This window comes from Pseudomonas sp. S04 (assembly GCF_009834545.1).
Classification (GTDB): domain Bacteria; phylum Pseudomonadota; class Gammaproteobacteria; order Pseudomonadales; family Pseudomonadaceae; genus Aquipseudomonas.
Window position 1 is genome coordinate 4,177,173 of sequence record NZ_CP019427.1, and the last position, 17,164, is coordinate 4,194,336.

15 protein-coding genes are annotated in these 17,164 nt (G+C 60.7%); 13 read left to right on the plus strand and 2 right to left on the minus strand.

All coding sequences use genetic code 11. From position 1 onward, the window contains the following. Window positions 1-27: 27 nt before the first annotated feature. Window positions 28-1,101 carry a 23S rRNA (cytidine(2498)-2'-O)-methyltransferase RlmM gene (rlmM, locus tag PspS04_RS18405; protein ID WP_159997053.1) on the minus strand — a complete coding sequence of 358 codons (1,074 nt, stop codon included), beginning with the start codon at window positions 1,099-1,101 and terminating at the stop codon, window positions 28-30. Window positions 1,102-1,299: 198 nt separating this feature from the next. Here rlmM and acnA point away from each other — a divergent pair, with 198 nt between their 5' ends. Together acnA and PspS04_RS18415 are read left to right on the plus strand one after the other, a co-directional pair. After that, window positions 1,300-4,041 (plus strand): aconitate hydratase AcnA, encoded by a 2,742-nt coding sequence (gene acnA / locus PspS04_RS18410; RefSeq protein ID WP_159997055.1) that lies wholly within the window; start codon window positions 1,300-1,302, stop codon window positions 4,039-4,041. 224 nt (window positions 4,042-4,265) lie between these two features. After that, a complete protein-coding gene (locus tag PspS04_RS18415) occupies window positions 4,266-5,831 on the plus strand; it encodes a methyl-accepting chemotaxis protein (protein ID WP_159997057.1) in 1,566 nt (521 codons plus the stop codon). 661 nt (window positions 5,832-6,492) lie between these two features. Here the strand turns inward: PspS04_RS18415 and PspS04_RS18420 are convergent. After that, window positions 6,493-7,167 (minus strand): alpha/beta family hydrolase, encoded by a 675-nt coding sequence (locus PspS04_RS18420; RefSeq protein WP_159997059.1) that lies wholly within the window; start codon window positions 7,165-7,167, stop codon window positions 6,493-6,495. A 98-nt stretch (window positions 7,168-7,265) separates the two neighbouring features. Here PspS04_RS18420 and ccoN (PspS04_RS18425) point away from each other — a divergent pair, with 98 nt between their 5' ends. From ccoN (PspS04_RS18425) to PspS04_RS18475, 11 genes are all read left to right on the plus strand, one after another. Continuing rightward, window positions 7,266-8,690, plus strand: coding sequence for a cytochrome-c oxidase, cbb3-type subunit I (gene ccoN / locus PspS04_RS18425; RefSeq protein WP_095165357.1), 1,425 nt, complete (start codon window positions 7,266-7,268; stop codon window positions 8,688-8,690). Window positions 8,691-8,700: 10 nt separating this feature from the next. After that, complete coding sequence (gene ccoO / locus PspS04_RS18430; protein WP_095165359.1) at window positions 8,701-9,309, plus strand: cytochrome-c oxidase, cbb3-type subunit II; 609 nt, start codon at window positions 8,701-8,703, stop codon at window positions 9,307-9,309. 3 nt (window positions 9,310-9,312) lie between these two features. Next, the gene (locus tag PspS04_RS18435; RefSeq protein WP_095165361.1) at window positions 9,313-9,528 is read left to right on the plus strand and encodes a cbb3-type cytochrome oxidase subunit 3; all 216 of its coding nucleotides are present in this window, start codon (window positions 9,313-9,315) and stop codon (window positions 9,526-9,528) included. Further along, window positions 9,525-10,478 carry a cytochrome-c oxidase, cbb3-type subunit III gene (gene ccoP, locus PspS04_RS18440; protein ID WP_095165363.1) on the plus strand — a complete coding sequence of 318 codons (954 nt, stop codon included), beginning with the start codon at window positions 9,525-9,527 and terminating at the stop codon, window positions 10,476-10,478. The genes PspS04_RS18435 and ccoP (PspS04_RS18440) overlap by 4 nt, the downstream gene beginning before the upstream one ends. A 481-nt stretch (window positions 10,479-10,959) precedes the next feature. After that, window positions 10,960-12,402, plus strand: a complete 1,443-nt coding sequence (gene ccoN / locus PspS04_RS18445) for a cytochrome-c oxidase, cbb3-type subunit I (protein WP_095165365.1) — start codon at window positions 10,960-10,962, stop codon at window positions 12,400-12,402. Next, entirely contained in the window at window positions 12,402-13,010 is a 609-nt protein-coding gene (gene ccoO, locus PspS04_RS18450; RefSeq protein ID WP_009042961.1) for a cytochrome-c oxidase, cbb3-type subunit II, read from the plus strand. The genes ccoN (PspS04_RS18445) and ccoO (PspS04_RS18450) overlap by 1 nt, the downstream gene beginning before the upstream one ends. A gap of 5 nt (window positions 13,011-13,015) precedes the next feature. Continuing rightward, window positions 13,016-13,201, plus strand: coding sequence for a CcoQ/FixQ family Cbb3-type cytochrome c oxidase assembly chaperone (locus PspS04_RS18455; RefSeq protein WP_003175465.1), 186 nt, complete (start codon window positions 13,016-13,018; stop codon window positions 13,199-13,201). Continuing rightward, window positions 13,198-14,175 carry a cytochrome-c oxidase, cbb3-type subunit III gene (ccoP, locus tag PspS04_RS18460; protein ID WP_095165367.1) on the plus strand — a complete coding sequence of 326 codons (978 nt, stop codon included), beginning with the start codon at window positions 13,198-13,200 and terminating at the stop codon, window positions 14,173-14,175. Before PspS04_RS18455 ends, ccoP (PspS04_RS18460) begins: the two co-directional genes overlap by 4 nt. Window positions 14,176-14,663: 488 nt before the next feature. Further along, window positions 14,664-14,870 (plus strand): hypothetical protein, encoded by a 207-nt coding sequence (locus PspS04_RS18465; RefSeq protein WP_159997061.1) that lies wholly within the window; start codon window positions 14,664-14,666, stop codon window positions 14,868-14,870. A gap of 305 nt (window positions 14,871-15,175) precedes the next feature. Continuing rightward, window positions 15,176-16,591 carry a cytochrome c oxidase accessory protein CcoG gene (gene ccoG, locus PspS04_RS18470; protein ID WP_159997064.1) on the plus strand — a complete coding sequence of 472 codons (1,416 nt, stop codon included), beginning with the start codon at window positions 15,176-15,178 and terminating at the stop codon, window positions 16,589-16,591. A gap of 11 nt (window positions 16,592-16,602) precedes the next feature. After that, a complete protein-coding gene (locus tag PspS04_RS18475) occupies window positions 16,603-17,142 on the plus strand; it encodes a FixH family protein (protein WP_159997066.1) in 540 nt (179 codons plus the stop codon). The last annotated feature ends 22 nt before the right edge of the window (window positions 17,143-17,164 follow it).

Consider the following 17,164-nt stretch of genomic DNA (forward strand, 5'->3'; position numbering starts at 1 on the left):
AGCGCCCCCGCTCGCGACGGAGCCCGCTCAACGGGACCTGGTTTTCTTCACATCATGGCGACGCAAATGGCAGGTCACTTCCTCGCGGTCGTGATACAGCTGCTTGCAGCCGATGTCGACCCGGATCCCGCGGGCCTTGAAACCTTCCGCGATGCGCTCGAGCAGGCGCTTCACTTCGGCATAACGCTGCTTCATCGGCAGCTTGAGGTTGACCACCGCTTCGCGGCAATGCCCGTCACCGATCCACTCTTCCAGCATCGCCGCGTTGCGCGCCGGTTTCTCGACGATGTCGCAGACCATCCAGTCCACCGGCTGCTTGGGCTTGAAGGTGAAGCCGTCGGCCATCAAATGCTGTACCAGCCCGGTATCCATCAGGCTTTGCGCCATCGGCCCGTTGTCGATGGCCGTCACCAGCATGCCCCGATTGACCAGTTGCCAGGTCCAGCCACCCGGTGCGGCACCCAGGTCGACACCGGTCATGTCGCTGTGCAAGCGCTCATCCCACTGATCGCGCGGGATGAAGTGGTGCCAGGCCTCTTCCAGTTTCAGGGTCGAGCGGCTTGGCGCTTCGCGGGGAAACTTCAGGCGCGGAATGCCCATCGGCCACATCGCCGAGTTGTTGGCTTCAGCCAGCCCCATGAACACTTCGCGCCCACTTTTGAAGGTCAGCAGCAAACGTGGCTTGAGCGGGTCTTCCACCAACTTGCCAGCCGCGATGAGGGCCTTGCGCAAATGGCCTTCGAATTTCTTGCAGAAGTTCGACAGCTCCTTGCCGTCATTGGTATCGACCATTTCCAGCCACAGGCTGCCGCACACCGGGAACTGCGCCAGGTGGGCGAGGATCACACTGATGCGATCGGTTTCCGGCAGGTCGATGAAGATCCCGCGTGCCCATTGCCGCGGGAAGATCAACTGGGCAAAACGCTGGCCGCGCATCAAGCGCTCGGCGCCGTCTTCCTCGGTGCAGACGAACTCGGTGCAGGCGCTGGCGGTTTTCGCCTTGGCGTAGCCGGCCACGTTCAAACGCGCGGCATGTTCGGCGATCTCCGAGCAGACTTCACCTTCGAAGCCCGGCCGGCAATGCATAAAGAGGATGTTCATTAAATCTCCTGGGCAAGTGCGCGCAAACTTGCCCTGTAGCAAAGCCTGTCACGAAAACCGGCGCATGATAGCTGACTTCGCAACCCTGGACCTGCCCATAAAGTCCAGTAATTAGCCAGCTACTTAAAACAGGGCTAGGTTTAATGCTCTGTCCATCCCGTCAGTCCGTAGCCGTGCGGACTCAAAGGAGTCATTTCAATGCCGTCCCTCGATAGCCTGAAAACCCTTGGCACCCTGCAAGTCGACGACAAGACCTATCACTACTTCAGCTTGCCAGCGGCTGCCAAAGCCCTGGGCAACCTTGACCAGCTGCCGATGTCGCTCAAAGTCCTGCTGGAAAACCTGTTGCGCTGGGAGGACGGGAAAACCGTCACCGGCGCTGATCTCAAGGCCCTCGCGGCCTGGCTCAAGGAGCGGCGCAGCGACCGGGAAATCCAGTACCGTCCGGCGCGCGTGTTGATGCAAGACTTTACCGGAGTACCGGCGGTGGTCGACCTGGCCGCCATGCGCGCCGCCATGGCCAAGGCCGGCGGCGACCCACAGCGGATCAATCCGCTGTCGCCGGTGGACCTGGTGATCGACCACTCAGTGATGGTCGACAAATTTGCCAGCAGCAGCGCATTCGAAGAGAACGTCGACATCGAAATGCAGCGCAATGGCGAACGTTATGCCTTCTTGCGCTGGGGCCAGAGCGCCTTCGACAACTTCAGCGTGGTACCGCCGGGCACCGGCATCTGCCACCAGGTGAACCTCGAATACCTCGCACGCACGGTGTGGACCAAAGACGAGGACGGCCGTACCTATGCCTTCCCCGACACCCTGGTGGGCACCGACTCCCACACCACCATGATCAACGGCCTCGGAGTACTGGGCTGGGGTGTCGGCGGGATCGAGGCCGAAGCGGCGATGCTCGGCCAACCGGTGTCGATGCTGATTCCGGAGGTGATTGGCTTCAAGCTCACGGGCAAGCTCAAGGAGGGCATCACCGCCACCGACCTGGTGCTGACCGTGACCCAGATGCTGCGCAAAAAAGGCGTGGTGGGCAAATTCGTCGAGTTCTACGGCGACGGCCTGGCCGAACTGCCCCTGGCCGACCGCGCCACCATCGCCAACATGGCGCCGGAATACGGCGCGACCTGCGGCTTCTTCCCGGTGGACCAGGTAACACTGGACTACCTGAGCCTGTCCGGCCGTCCGACTGCAGTGGTCAAACTGGTGGAGGCCTACAGCAAAGCCCAGGGCCTGTGGCGCCTGCCCGGCCAGGAACCGCTGTTCAGTGACAGCCTGGCGCTGGACATGGGCAGCGTCGAAGCCAGTCTCGCCGGACCAAAACGCCCGCAAGACCGGGTCTCGTTGCCCAATGTGGCCCAAGCCTTCAGCGATTTCCTCGGTCTGCAGGTCAAACCCACCAGCAAGGAGGAAGGCCGCCTGGAAAGTGAAGGCGGTGGCGGTGTGGCCGTAGGCAATGCCGACCTGGTCGGCGAGGCGGACTACCAATACGAGGGTCAGACCTATCGACTGAAAAACGGCGCGGTAGTGATAGCCGCCATCACCTCCTGCACCAACACCTCAAATCCCAGCGTGATGATGGCCGCCGGGCTGGTGGCAAAAAAAGCCGTGGAAAAAGGCCTGCAGCGCAAACCCTGGGTCAAGAGTTCCCTGGCGCCCGGCTCCAAGGTGGTGACCGACTACTACAAGGCCGCCGGCCTGACCCAATACCTCGATCAACTGGGCTTTGCCCTGGTGGGTTACGGCTGCACCACCTGCATCGGCAACTCCGGCCCCTTGCCGGAGCCGATCGAAAAAGCCATCCAGGGCTCCGACCTCACCGTCGCTTCGGTGCTGTCGGGCAACCGCAACTTCGAAGGCCGGGTCCACCCCCTGGTGAAAACCAACTGGCTCGCCTCGCCACCGCTGGTGGTGGCCTATGCACTGGCCGGCACGGTGCGCATCGATATCAGCCGCGAATCACTGGGCGACGACAAGGACGGCAACCCGGTGTACCTGCGCGACATCTGGCCTAGCACCCAGGAGATCGCCGAAGCGGTCAACCAGGTCAACACCGCGATGTTCCACAAGGAGTACGCCGAAGTGTTCGCCGGCGACGAGCAGTGGCAAGCCATCGAGGTGCCGCAAGCGGCTACCTACGTCTGGCAGCCAGACTCCACCTACATCCAGCACCCACCGTTCTTCGACCACATCGACGGCCCTCCGCCAGTGGTCGAGGACATCAGCCACGCCCGGGTACTGGCGCTGCTCGGCGACTCGGTGACCACCGACCACATCTCCCCCGCCGGCAACATCAAGGCCGACAGCCCGGCCGGCCGCTACCTGCGCGAGCAAGGGGTCGAGCCACGGGACTTCAACTCCTACGGCTCACGGCGCGGCAACCATGAAGTAATGATGCGCGGAACCTTCGCCAATATTCGTATCCGCAATGAAATGCTCGGCGGCGAAGAAGGCGGCAACACCCTGTACATCCCCACCGGCGAGAAAATGGCGATCTATGACGCGGCCATGCGCTACCAGGCTGCCGGCACTCCGCTAGTGGTGATCGCAGGGCAGGAATATGGCACCGGCTCCAGCCGCGACTGGGCGGCCAAGGGCACCAACCTGCTGGGGGTCAAGGCGGTGATCGCCGAAAGCTTCGAACGGATTCACCGCTCCAACCTGGTGGGCATGGGCGTCCTGCCACTGCAGTTCAAGCTCGACCAGAACCGCAAGAGCCTGAACCTGACCGGCAAGGAAACCCTGAGCATCCAGGGGCTCAGCGGCGTGGAACTGACGCCACGGATGAACCTGCCCCTGATCATCACCCGCGAGGACGGCAGCCGCGAGAAAATCGAGGTGCTGTGCCGGATCGACACCCTCAATGAAGTGGAGTACTTCAAGGCCGGGGGAATCCTGCATTACGTGTTGCGCCAGTTGATTGCCTCATAAGGGCAGCCCCGAGCGCTTTTCGGTGGGTACTCGCGCTGCCTTTTCAGCAGCGCGAGTACATGATTGGCAGGGCCACAAACGCCTGCCTCAACCCGCAAGGGTTTATCTGACGGCAAATGACGCACCAGTCGTTTTGCGACGCAGGGCCGATTTCTTGAAAAAAAATTTCAATAATCCAGCGGGCTGGCCGAAACCCTGTCAAAGCCTTGCGGATTGAAAAAGCCATGCGTAATAACCAGCCCATCACTCAACGCGAACGGACCTTCCCGGCTCAGCAACGGTTGATTTCCACCACCGATGCCAAAGGCGTGATCAACTACTGCAACGACGCTTTTGTCGAGATCAGTGGGTTCTCCCGTGAAGAACTGATCCGTGCGCCGCACAATCTGGTCCGTCACCCCGACGTCCCGTCGGCGGTCTTCGCGCATATGTGGGGCACATTAAAACAAGGCCTGCCATGGATGGGCATTGTCAAGAATCGCTGCCAGAACGGTGACCATTACTGGGTCAACGCCTACGTGACCCCGGTATTCGACGGCAACCAGGTGATCGGCTACGAGTCGGTTCGGGTCAAGCCCACCGCCGAGCAGATCCGGCGCGCCGAAACCCTGTACCAGCGCATCAACCAGGGCAAGTCCGCCGTTCCCCAGCGTGACAAATGGCTGCCGGTGCTGCAGGACTGGCTGCCATTCATCCTGGTCAGCCAGTTGAGCTTCATGATCGGCGCCACCCTCAATTCGCAATGGGGCTTTGCCCTCGCTGCCGGCCTTTCGGTGCCGCTGGGCCTGCTGGGGCTGAGCTGGCAACAACGCGGTCTCAAGCGCCTGTTGCGCCTCGCCGAGCAGACCACCTCCGACCCGCTGATCGCCCAGATGTACACCGACAGCCGTGGCGCCCAGGCGCGCCTGGAGATGTCGATCCTCAGTCAGGAAGCCCGCTTGAAAACCTGCCTGACCCGCCTGCAGGACACCGCCGAGCACCTGACGGAGCAGGCACGTCAATCTGACCAACTGGCGCATAACAGCTCCACGGGCCTGGAACGTCAGCGCGTGGAAACCGAGCAGGTGGCCACCGCCGTCAACCAGATGGCCGCCACCACCCAGGAAGTGGCCAGCCACGTCCAGCGCACCGCAGACGCGACCCAGGAAGCCAACCGCCTGACCGGGCGTGGTCGCGATATCGCCGGGGAAACCCGCGACGCCATCCAGCGCCTGTCGGTGGTAGTCGGGGAAACCGGCCTGACGGTGACCCAACTGGCCAAGGACAGCGACGAAATCGGTGGTGTGGTCGATGTGATCAAAGGCATTGCCGACCAGACCAACCTGCTGGCCCTCAACGCCGCCATCGAAGCCGCCCGCGCCGGCGAAATGGGCCGGGGTTTTGCGGTGGTGGCCGACGAAGTCCGCCAACTGGCACAACGCACCAGCGAGTCGACCGGACAGATCCACAGCCTGATCGCCAAGCTCCAGCAAACCGCCAGCACCGCCGTGCAAACCATGGAAGCCGGCCATCGCCAGGCCGAAGAAGGCGTGGCGCGGGTCCTTGAGGCAGACCAGGCCCTAGTGGGCATCAGCGAAGCGGTGGCCAATATCACCGACATGACCACTCAAATCGCCGCCGCCACCGAGGAGCAGAGCGCGGTGGCCGAAGAGATCAGCCGCAACATCAGCAACATTTCCGAACTGGCCGACCAGACCTCGGAACAGGCGCAGAACTCGGCCCTCCTCAGCGAAGAACTGACCCGGACCGCGAATACCCAGTATTCACTGGTGGAGCGCTTCAACCGCTGATTGCGATTGATCGCATGACCCTGGGGGAACGGGCTTGCCCGGGATGGCGGTGTGTCAGGGGCCATGAATGCTGGCTGTGCTGGCCCCATCGCTAGCAGGCTAGCTCCCACAGTAAATCTGGCTGCCCGCAAATCTTGCGTACGGCCACCCAACCTGTGGGAGCGGGCCGGGCGGCGCTACGCTTGCCCGGGATGGCGTTGTGTCAGGCAATATCGATGTTGGATGTGCCGGCCCCATCGCTAGCAGGCTAGCTCCCACAGGGGAAATTCTTACACCAGGAAAAAATCAGGCCGGCCGGTAGGCCGCCTCGCCCGCCCTTACCACTCAGGCCGACCGGCAGGTCGCCGTGCTTTTGCTCTTGATCCACCCGCCCCATCGGCAGGCTGAGCGAAGGTGTCCATCTGGGGGGAGGCGCGTAGCGCCGTGCGGCGTAGCCGCATACATCGAGAGGAGGTGCAGCGAAGCAAACCGGAGGCGATGCCCCCGGATGGATACCGTAGCGAAGGAACCCCGAGCCTAAGCGAGGGGCCATACGTCAGGGGTAAGAGCCCTTGGTTACTTGGGGCTTTTCCAAGTGACCCGCCGTAAGGGCGGAACCCTAAGCAGCCATCACCGCAGCAACGGATATGCCCCCCCTATAGCCATCACACCCAATCGACCACTACAAAAATGCCGCAATTCTCTGAGCCGCAGCAGCCAAATGCTGCTCATGACTAAACCCTGAAACCTTCAGCGGCTTCAAGTCATGATCCGCCGCCGCCAGCCACATCAGCTCGATACTCGGTGACAAGTCATAACCCTGCACCGCCTCCCGATGACCCAGGCCATCCCGCTCGCCCTGGATAATCAAGGTTCGGGTTTTCAATCCGGCCAAATGCTCCACTCGCGGCTTCTGCGGCTTACCCACGGGGTAAAACGGATAGCCCAGGCACACCAACGCATCCGCCCCCAACTCATCCGCCAGCAAACTGGCCATCCGCCCGCCCATGGACTTGCCACCAATGGCCAGGGGCCCAGCGACATGACGTCGCACCAGGGCATACACCTCTCGCCAGCACTCGAGCAGCTTCGGCGCCGGATTGGGCGGCCGCCGACCGCCGTCCAGGCGTCGCTGGGCCATGTAGGGAAACTCGAAACGCAGCACATTGACCCCACGGGCCGCAAGGCGTCCAGCCATGTCGGCCATCCATGCGCTGTCCATCGGCGCACCCGCTCCATGGGCAAGAATCAGGGTCGCCACGGCCGGCGTCGAGGCGCCATTCCACAACCAGCCCTGCTGACGCACACACTGCGCCCATTGATCCCCGTCAATACTGGCCCTGTGCTCTTTGTCCATGCTTGCCTCGCTTTTAATCTGCCTATAACTCCAGGCGAAGGGAGCGTTCGTGCCTTGCGCAGACGCCTTCACTTCGGCTGAACCGTGGATGGGGAACCATGAACACTTCTTTAAGTACCGCCTATAACTACAAGGTGGTCCGCCAATTCGCCATTATGACGGTGGTATGGGGCATCGTCGGCATGGGGCTCGGGGTTTTTCTCGCGGCTCAATTGGTCTGGCCCGAACTGAACTTCAATTTGCCGTGGACCAGCTTCGGTCGCCTGCGCCCGCTGCACACCAACGCGGTGATCTTCGCCTTTGGTGGCTGCGCACTGTTTGCCGCCTCGTTCTACTCGGTCCAACGCACTTGCCAGACGCAATTGTTCGCGCCAAAAATCGCCGCGTTCACCTTCTGGGGCTGGCAACTGGTGATCCTGCTGGCAGCCATCACCTTGCCGCTGGGCTACACCAGCTCCAAGGAATACGCCGAGCTGGAATGGCCGATCGACATCCTGATCACCATCGTCTGGGTCGCCTACGCCATCGTGTTCTTCGGCACGCTGATGAAGCGCAAGACCAAGCACATCTACGTCGGCAACTGGTTCTTCGGCGCGTTCATCATCACCGTGGCCATCCTGCACATCGTCAACAACCTGGAACTGCCGGTCAGCCTGACCAAGTCCTACTCAGTGTATGCCGGTGCGACCGATGCCATGGTCCAGTGGTGGTACGGCCACAACGCCGTAGGCTTCTTCCTCACTGCCGGTTTCCTGGGGATGATGTACTACTTCGTGCCGAAACAGGCCGAGCGCCCTGTGTACTCCTATCGCCTGTCGATCGTGCACTTCTGGGCCCTGATCACCCTGTACATCTGGGCCGGCCCGCACCACCTGCACTACACCGCGCTGCCGGACTGGGCTCAGTCGCTGGGCATGGTGATGTCGCTGATTCTGCTGGCGCCGAGCTGGGGCGGCATGATCAACGGCATGATGACCCTCTCGGGCGCCTGGCATAAGCTGCGCAGCGACCCGATCCTGCGCTTCCTGGTGGTGTCCCTGGCGTTCTACGGCATGTCGACCTTCGAAGGCCCGATGATGGCGATCAAGACCGTCAACGCCCTCTCCCACTACACCGACTGGACCATCGGCCACGTACACGCCGGCGCCCTCGGCTGGGTAGCGATGATCTCCATCGGCGCGCTGTACCACATGATCCCGAAAATCTTCGGTCGTACGCAGATGCACAGTGTCGGCCTGATCAACGCGCACTTCTGGCTCGCCACCATCGGCACCGTGCTCTACATCGCCTCGATGTGGGTCAACGGCATTGCCCAGGGCCTGATGTGGCGTGCCGTCAACGAAGACGGGACCCTGACCTACTCCTTCGTGGAAACCCTGGTGGCCAGCCACCCAGGCTTCGTCGTACGCCTGGTCGGCGGGGCGATCTTCCTGAGCGGCATGTTCCTGATGGCCTACAACACCTGGCGCACCGTGCGTGAGGCCCAACCAGCCGAAGTCGCCGCCGCGGCGCAGATGGCCTGAGGAGTCCACCATGAAACACGAAACGATTGAAAAAAACGTCGGCCTGCTGCTATTGCTGATGGTCTTTGCGGTGAGCATCGGCGGTCTGACGCAGATCGTCCCGCTGTTCTTCCAGGACGTCACCAACAAGCCGGTCGAAGGCATGAAGCCCTACACCGCACTGCAACTGGAAGGTCGAGACATCTACATCCGCGAAGGCTGCGTGCAGTGCCACTCGCAGATGATCCGGCCGTTCCGCGCCGAGACCGAACGTTATGGCCACTACTCGGTAGCCGGTGAAAGCGTGTGGGACCACCCGTTCCTGTGGGGTTCCAAGCGTACCGGCCCGGACCTGGCACGGGTCGGCGGTCGTTACTCCGATGACTGGCACCGCGCCCACCTGTACAACCCGCGCAACGTGGTACCGGAGTCGAAAATGCCGGCCTATCCATGGCTGGTTACCCAGGCCGTGGACAGCAGCAATACCGAAACCAAGCTCAAGGTGATGCGCACCCTGGGCGTGCCCTACACCGACGAGGACATCGCCGGGTCAGTCGCCACGCTCAAGGGCAAGACCGAGATGGACGCCCTGGTCTCCTACCTGCAAGTGCTCGGCACTGCGATCAAGAGCAAGAGGTGAGCCATGCCCTATGAAATATTGAGCGTAATCAGCACTGGAATGATCCGCGGCCTGGGCACCGTCGTGGTGTTCGTGGCCTTTATCGGCCTGACCCTGTGGGTGTTCAACAGCAAGCGCAGCGCGCAATTCGCCGAAGCCCGCCTGCTGCCGTTTGCCGATGAACCCCTGGCCGAAGACGCCAGCACTCAAGAACCCGCAACAAGGAGTACCCGGCCATGACCACCTTCTGGAGTACGTGGATCTGCGTACTGACCATCGGCAGCCTGATCGGCCTGACCTGGCTGCTGGTAGGCACCCGCAAGGGTGAGACCAAGGGCAGTGTCGACCAGACCATGGGCCATGCCTTCGACGGCATCGAGGAATATGACAACCCGCTGCCCCAGTGGTGGTTCCTGCTGTTCGCCGGGACCCTGGTGTTTGCCGTGGGCTACCTGATCCTCTACCCGGGCCTGGGTAACTGGAAAGGCATCCTGCCGGGCTATCAGGACGGCTGGACCCAGACCAAGGAATGGGACAAGGAAATGGCCAAGGCCGACGCCAAGTTCGGGCCGATCTTCGCCAAATTTGCAGCCATGCCCGTGGAAGAAGTAGCCAAGGACCCACAAGCACTGAAGATGGGCGGACGCCTGTTCGCCTCCAACTGCTCGGTGTGCCACGGCTCGGATGCCAAGGGTGCCTTCGGCTTCCCCAACCTGGCGGACAGCGACTGGCGCTGGGGCGGTAGCGCGGAGGCGATCAAGACCACCATCATGGGTGGGCGGATGGCGGCGATGCCGGCCTGGGGTGAAGTCCTGGGCGATGCCGGGGTGAAAAACGTTGCCGCCTATGTACGCCACGAACTCGCCGGCCTGCCGTTGCCAGAGGACAGCGGTGCCGACCTGGTCGCCGGACAGCAAGCGTACAGCACCACCTGCGTAGCCTGTCACGGCGCCAATGGCCAGGGCATGGAACTGATGGGCGCGCCAAACCTGACGCACCCGGCGGCGTTCATCTACGGCACTAGCCTGGCCCAGTTGCAGCAGACCATTCGCCATGGTCGCCAGGGTCACATGCCGGCGCAGAACGAACTGCTCGGCAATGACAAAGTGCAATTGCTGGCAGCGTACGTCTACAGCCTCTCCCACGGTGCCAGCGCTCAGCCGCTGCAGGCAGAGGGTAAAAGCGAATAACTCGCAACCGCATTACTGTCGCACCTTCCTGGTGCGGCAGTTCCCTACCTCTTTGCGACGCATTGTCGCACCCCAAAAAGGTCTGCCTTTGCGTCCGGCAGATTCACGTCTAAGCTTGCTGCCAAGCGGACTGGCAAAGGCCGGTCACAGGTCAACCGTAAAGGATGGGTTCGACGATTCGGTTCGATGACAGGCCGCAAAGGCCGGTAGACACCGGCTGTCGTCCAAGTTGCCGTCTGTCACCTGCACGCCTCGTTTGAACACACCCCGTTACAACTGACCCGACCCCCTCGCCCTTTTCCCCTGCCGGGACATTTTCCCCCTGGGCAAATTTGTCCCTACGCGGCGCATGGAAAGGCCGCAGAATCAGCTTTTGAAAGCATTGACGCAGGTCATGGCGCGTTGCAATGACCCCCCGCTTTCTCCATACTTGCGGCCGATTTTTATCCCTAATAAAACACCCAAACCGTGGAACCTTAGAATGAGCACAGCAATCAGTCCGACTGCTTATAACTATAAGGTAGTCCGCCAGTTCGCCATCATGACGGTGGTCTGGGGGATCCTTGGCATGGGGCTCGGTGTCTTCATCGCCTCGCAACTGGTCTGGCCGGAGTTGAACTTCGGTCTGCCGTGGACGAGCTTTGGACGCCTGCGCCCACTGCACACCAACCTGGTGATCTTCGCCTTCGGTGGTTGTGCATTGTTTGCCACTTCTTATTACGTCGTGCAGCGAACCTGCCAAACGCGACTGATTTCCGACAGTCTCGCGGCCTTCACCTTCTGGGGTTGGCAAGCGGTGATCGTCGGCGCGATTGTTACCTTGCCGCTGGGTTACACCACCACCAAGGAATACGCGGAACTGGAATGGCCTCTGGCTATCCTGCTGGCTATCGTCTGGGTCACCTACGGTCTGGTGTTCTTCGGCACCATCACCAAGCGCAAGACCAAGCACATCTACGTCGGTAACTGGTTCTACGGTGCCTTCATCGTTGTGACGGCGATGCTGCACATCGTCAACCACGCCTCCCTGCCGGTCAGTTTCTTCAAGTCCTACTCGGCCTACGCCGGTGCGACCGACGCCATGATCCAGTGGTGGTACGGCCACAACGCGGTAGGTTTCTTCCTGACCACCGGCTTCCTGGGGATGATGTACTACTTCGTGCCGAAGCAGGCCGAGCGTCCGATCTACTCGTATCGCCTGTCGATCGTGCACTTCTGGGCCCTGATCACCCTGTACATCTGGGCCGGTCCGCACCACCTGCACTACACCGCACTGCCGGACTGGGCTCAGTCCCTGGGCATGGCGATGTCGATCATCCTGCTGGCTCCAAGCTGGGGCGGCATGATCAACGGCATGATGACCCTGTCGGGCGCCTGGCATAAGCTGCGCACCGACCCGATCCTGCGCTTCCTGGTGGTCTCCCTGGCGTTCTACGGCATGTCGACCTTCGAAGGCCCGATGATGGCCATCAAGACCGTCAACTCGCTGTCGCACTACACCGACTGGACCATCGGCCACGTACACGCCGGTGCCTTGGGCTGGGTAGCGATGATCTCGATCGGCGCGATCTACCACATGATCCCGAAACTGTTCGGTCGTGCGCAGATGCACAGCACTGGCCTGATCAACACCCACTTCTGGCTCGCGACCATCGGTACCGTGCTCTACATCGCTTCGATGTGGGTCAACGGCATCACCCAGGGCCTGATGTGGCGTGCAATCAACGACGACGGCACCCTGACCTACTCGTTCGTTGAAGCGCTGCAAGCCAGCCACCCGGGCTTTATCGTTCGTGCCCTGGGCGGTGCATTCTTCGCCTCCGGCATGCTGTTCATGGCCTACAACGTATTCCGTACCGTACGCGCCTCGAACCCGGCAGAAGCCAAAGCCGCCGAACAGATTGCTGTAGTTGGAGCTCACTGATGAAGCATGAAGCAGTCGAGAAGAATATTGGCCTGCTGGCCTTCTTCATGGTCATCGCCGTCAGCATCGGCGGCCTGACCCAGATCGTCCCGCTGTTTTTCCAGGATGTCACCAACAAGCCGGTCGAAGGCATGAAGCCACGTACCGCCCTTGAACTGGAAGGCCGCGACGTCTACATCGCCAACGGTTGTGTCGGCTGCCACTCGCAGATGATCCGTCCGTTTCGCGCTGAAACCGAACGTTATGGCCACTACTCGGTAGCCGGTGAAAGCGTCTGGGACCACCCCTTCCTGTGGGGTTCCAAGCGTACCGGTCCGGACCTGGCCCGCGTCGGCGGTCGTTACTCCGATGACTGGCAGCGTGCGCACTTGTACAACCCGCGCAACGTGGTGCCCGAGTCGAAAATGCCGGCCTACCCGTTCCTCGTGGAAAACAAGCTCGACGGCAAGGACACCGCGAAGAAAATGGAAGTCTTGCGCACGCTCGGCGTCCCTTACACCGACGAAGACATCGCCGGCGCCAAGGATGCTGTGAAGGGCAAAACCGAAATGGACGCGCTGGTGGCCTATCTGCAAGGCCTGGGCACCATCATCAAAAGCAAACGGTGATTTAGATGGATATCGGGATGATTCGTGGCCTGGGCACCGTTGTCGTGATGGTTGCCTTTATCGGTCTGGCCTTGTGGGTGTTCAGCCCCAAGCGCAAGTCCGAGTTTGAAGACGCGACCTTGCTGCCTTTCGCGGATGATCCCGAAGCCATCAAGCACGTCGAGCAAGCTTCTAGGAGTAACAAAGAATGACTACGTTCTGGAGTCTGTACGTCACAGTCCTCAGTCTGGGTACCATCTTCGCCCTGACCTGGCTGCTGCTGTCGACCCGCAAGGGCCAGCGCAGCGAGCAGACAGATGAGACGGTTGGCCACTCCTTCGACGGGATCGAGGAGTACGACAACCCGCTGCCGAAATGGTGGTTCATGCTGTTCGTCGGCACCATCGTCTTCGCCCTGGGTTATCTGGTGCTGTACCCGGGCCTGGGCAACTGGAAAGGCCTGCTGCCGGGTTACAGCTACCTCGATAACGAGAAGCAGACCCCGTTCGCCAACGGCCAGTCCGGCTGGACCGGCGTTCACGAGTGGGAAAAGGAAATGGCCAAGTCGGACGCCAAGTTCGGTCCGATCTTCGCCAAGTTCGCTGCCATGCCGATCGAAGAGGTCGCCAAGGACCCACAAGCCCTGAAGATGGGTGGCCGCCTGTTCGCCTCCAACTGCTCGGTTTGCCACGGCTCCGACGCCAAGGGTGCTTATGGCTTCCCGAACCTGACCGACGCCGACTGGCGCTGGGGCGGTTCGCCAGCAGAAATCAAGGCCACCATCCTCGGCGGTCGTCACGCCGTGATGCCAGCCTGGGCTGAAGTGATCGGTGAACAAGGCGTCAGCGACGTTGCGGCATTTGTCCTGACCAACCTCGATGGCCGCAAACTGCCAGAAGGCAGCAAAGCCGACCCGGTTGCTGGCCAGAAGCTGTTCGCCGCCAACTGCGTGGCCTGCCACGGCCCAGCGGGCAAAGGCACGCCAGCAATGGGTGCACCTGACCTGACTCACCCGGGCGCGTTCATCTACGGCTCGAGCTTTGCTCAACTGCAGCAGACCATCCGTTACGGCCGTCAGGGCCAGATGCCTGCGCAAGAGCAAATGCAGGGTAACGACAAGGTTCACCTGCTGGCCGCTTACGTCTACAGCCTGTCGCACGGCGAGAAGGCAGCGGACGCCGAGTAAGGCAAACGCTTGAAGTAACAAGAAACGGCCCCGCCAATGAGAATTGGCGGGGCCGTTTGCATTTCCCGGTTAGTTGAATACGCGGACAACTTCATCGATCTGGTTAACGACTGTTTCAAGCAACGGTATTACCCGGGCCGCACATCACGCCCCCCCATTCACCCTCGAACACCAATTCAATATAAAAACTTTCACCACCCTGATTAAAGACAACAACTCCGTTAATCAATAACGGCATCCACACTATTGCCATCGGCGAACGTTCCCCCAAGGCTGCTGCGGACCAGAAGCACCTATCATAGGCTGGGGAGCGTTTTTACAAACATCATGCACTACAAATTTCACGCCTTGAAATCAACAAGCAATAGATCAGGTTCGCGCCAACTGATAACTTCTCACTCAGCTTGATCAATGGCTAAATAATCATATTCCAGCCACTACGATCAACGCTGACAAAACAGTGGGCCAACAAACAAGGAAGTTATGACATGAGCAAAAACAACACCACGGATAACGAACCCAACAACACCGAACAAACGATCAATTGCGAGATTCGTCCTCCAAAGGGAGCGACTAAGACTAACAAAACCGATACCCAAAAGCGCCGAGTACGCTCCGCGGACATTGAAAGCGCCGCTGATAAAAAACGCGGTACCGGTGGGCTGGATTCTCTCGGAGGCGGTAACCTTCCTTGACGCCAGCGCATCATCGGAGTGAACTACACAGGTAACCGGTGTGCTGCGCCAACCCGCCGCACACCCCTCCCCGAGCCAAATCATGTGCAGGCAGCCAAGGAAAAAGGGGAATCGGCTAGAGTCAATTGACCTGCATCATGATTTGTTACATTTGCTACACCATCCTTCCATTTTCCCCAACGCGACCAAAGGTCGCACCCTTGCGCTAGAGCTTCAGGCGTATCATTGCGCCACTGCAACAGCCTTTTTGACCGCGGTCGGCACGTACTGACCGAGGCATTTTTCCACTGCCGTGGGATGCAATGATGAGCAATCAGATTCCGGTACACGACGTTACACCACCTGCCAAGAACGCGAACAACAGCGTCGACCTTTACGCCTCAAGAGAAAAAATCTACACCCGCGCCTTCACCGGCCTGTTCCGCAATCTGCGGATGATGGGCGGTGCCGGGCTGTTCCTGCTGTATTTCGGTACGGTGTGGCTCAACTGGGGCGGCCACCAGGCCGTGTGGTGGAACCTGCCTGAACGCAAATTCTTCATTTTCGGCGCCACCTTCTGGCCGCAGGACTTCATCCTGCTCTCGGGCCTGCTGATCATTGCCGCCTTCGGGCTGTTCTTCATTACCGTCTACGCCGGACGCGTCTGGTGCGGCTATACCTGCCCGCAGAGCGTCTGGACATGGATTTACATGTGGTGCGAGAAGGTCACCGAAGGCGACCGCAACCAGCGCATCAAGCTCGACAAGGCGCCAATGAGCGCCAACAAGTTCCTGCGCAAGTTCAGCAAACACAGCCTGTGGCTGTTGATCGGTTTCGTCACCGGCATGACCTTCGTCGGCTATTTCTCGCCGATTCGTGAGCTGGTCATCGACTTCTTCACCGGCCAGGCGGATGGCTGGTCGTACTTCTGGGTCGGCTTCTTCACCCTCGCCACCTACGGCAACGCCGGCTGGTTGCGCGAGCAGGTGTGCATCTACATGTGCCCGTATGCACGTTTCCAGAGCGTGATGTTCGACAAGGACACCCTGATCGTCTCCTACGACCCGCGCCGTGGCGAAGCCCGTGGCACGCGCAAAAAAGGCGTGGACTACAAGGCCCAGGGCCTGGGTGACTGCATCGATTGCACCATGTGCGTACAGGTGTGCCCGACCGGCATCGACATCCGCGACGGCCTGCAGATCGAATGCATCGGCTGTGCCGCGTGCATCGACGCCTGCGACAGCATCATGGACAAGATGGACTACCCCCGTGGCCTGATCAGCTACACCACCGAGCACAACCTGTCCGGCCAGAAAACCCATAAACTGCGACCGCGCCTGATCGGCTATGCGCTGGTGTTGCTGGCAATGATCAGCCTCCTGGTGACCGCTTTCTTCATGCGCCCACTGGTGGGCTTCGACGTCAGCAAGGACCGCGTGCTGTACCGCGAGAACGGCGAAGGGCGGATCGAGAACGTCTACAGCCTCAAAGTCATGAACAAGGACCAGCGCGACCATACCTACCTGCTGGAAGCCGCCGGCCTGCCGGACCTCAAGCTGCAAGGCAAGCGTGAGATCAAGGTCGCCGCCGGGGAAATTTTCAGCATGCCGGTCGAGTTGTCGAGTGCACCGGAGCAACTGCCGTCGAGCACCAACGAGGTGAAATTCATCCTCAAGGATGCCGACGACGACAGCGTCCACATTGAAGCCAAGAGCCGATTCATCGGCCCACAAATTCGTTGAGAGAAGTCATCATGCCTGCAGCAAATGCCACCAGCCCTTGGTACAAGCACCTCTGGCCCTGGATCATCATCGCGATCCTGGCCTGTTCGGTGACGCTGACCCTGTCGATGGTGACCATCGCGGTGAACAACCCGGACAACCTGGTCAACGACAATTACTACGAGGCTGGCAAAGGCATCAACCGCTCCCTGGACCGTGAACTGCTGGCCCAGACCCTGCTGCTGCGCGCCAGCGTGCACCTGGATGGGGTCACCGGCGAAGTCGACCTGCACCTGACCGGCAACAGCCAGCCCAAGACCCTGGAGCTGAACCTGATCTCGCCGACCCAGCCAGAGAAAGACCGCAAGATCACCCTGACTCGCAGCGAAACCGAACCAGGCCGCTACATCGGCCAGGTGACCGACAAGGTCGAAGGCCGCCGCTTTGTCGAATTGCTCGGCAGCCAGGACGATCACATCTGGCGCATGTTCGAAGAAGAACAGGTCAGCCACGACAAGGACCTGCTGTTGGGTGACGAACCGCTGCAAGGCGCCGAAGACCTGAAGAACTAAAAACTGCGCTTCGCGCATTCGC

Bases quoted from the DNA above. Each gene is read 5' to 3' on its own strand.
- rlmM (WP_159997053.1), bottom strand. From the start codon at position 1,101: ATGAACATCCTCTTTATGCATTGCCGGCCGGGCTTCGAAGGTGAAGTC.
- acnA (WP_159997055.1), top strand. From the start codon at position 1,300: ATGCCGTCCCTCGATAGCCTGAAAACCCTTGGCACCCTGCAAGTCGAC.
- PspS04_RS18415 (WP_159997057.1), top strand. From the start codon at position 4,266: ATGCGTAATAACCAGCCCATCACTCAACGCGAACGGACCTTCCCGGCT.
- PspS04_RS18420 (WP_159997059.1), bottom strand. From the start codon at position 7,167: ATGGACAAAGAGCACAGGGCCAGTATTGACGGGGATCAATGGGCGCAG.
- ccoN (WP_095165357.1), top strand. From the start codon at position 7,266: ATGAACACTTCTTTAAGTACCGCCTATAACTACAAGGTGGTCCGCCAA.
- ccoO (WP_095165359.1), top strand. From the start codon at position 8,701: ATGAAACACGAAACGATTGAAAAAAACGTCGGCCTGCTGCTATTGCTG.
- PspS04_RS18435 (WP_095165361.1), top strand. From the start codon at position 9,313: ATGCCCTATGAAATATTGAGCGTAATCAGCACTGGAATGATCCGCGGC.
- ccoP (WP_095165363.1), top strand. From the start codon at position 9,525: ATGACCACCTTCTGGAGTACGTGGATCTGCGTACTGACCATCGGCAGC.
- ccoN (WP_095165365.1), top strand. From the start codon at position 10,960: ATGAGCACAGCAATCAGTCCGACTGCTTATAACTATAAGGTAGTCCGC.
- ccoO (WP_009042961.1), top strand. From the start codon at position 12,402: ATGAAGCATGAAGCAGTCGAGAAGAATATTGGCCTGCTGGCCTTCTTC.
- PspS04_RS18455 (WP_003175465.1), top strand. From the start codon at position 13,016: ATGGATATCGGGATGATTCGTGGCCTGGGCACCGTTGTCGTGATGGTT.
- ccoP (WP_095165367.1), top strand. From the start codon at position 13,198: ATGACTACGTTCTGGAGTCTGTACGTCACAGTCCTCAGTCTGGGTACC.
- PspS04_RS18465 (WP_159997061.1), top strand. From the start codon at position 14,664: ATGAGCAAAAACAACACCACGGATAACGAACCCAACAACACCGAACAA.
- ccoG (WP_159997064.1), top strand. From the start codon at position 15,176: ATGAGCAATCAGATTCCGGTACACGACGTTACACCACCTGCCAAGAAC.
- PspS04_RS18475 (WP_159997066.1), top strand. From the start codon at position 16,603: ATGCCTGCAGCAAATGCCACCAGCCCTTGGTACAAGCACCTCTGGCCC.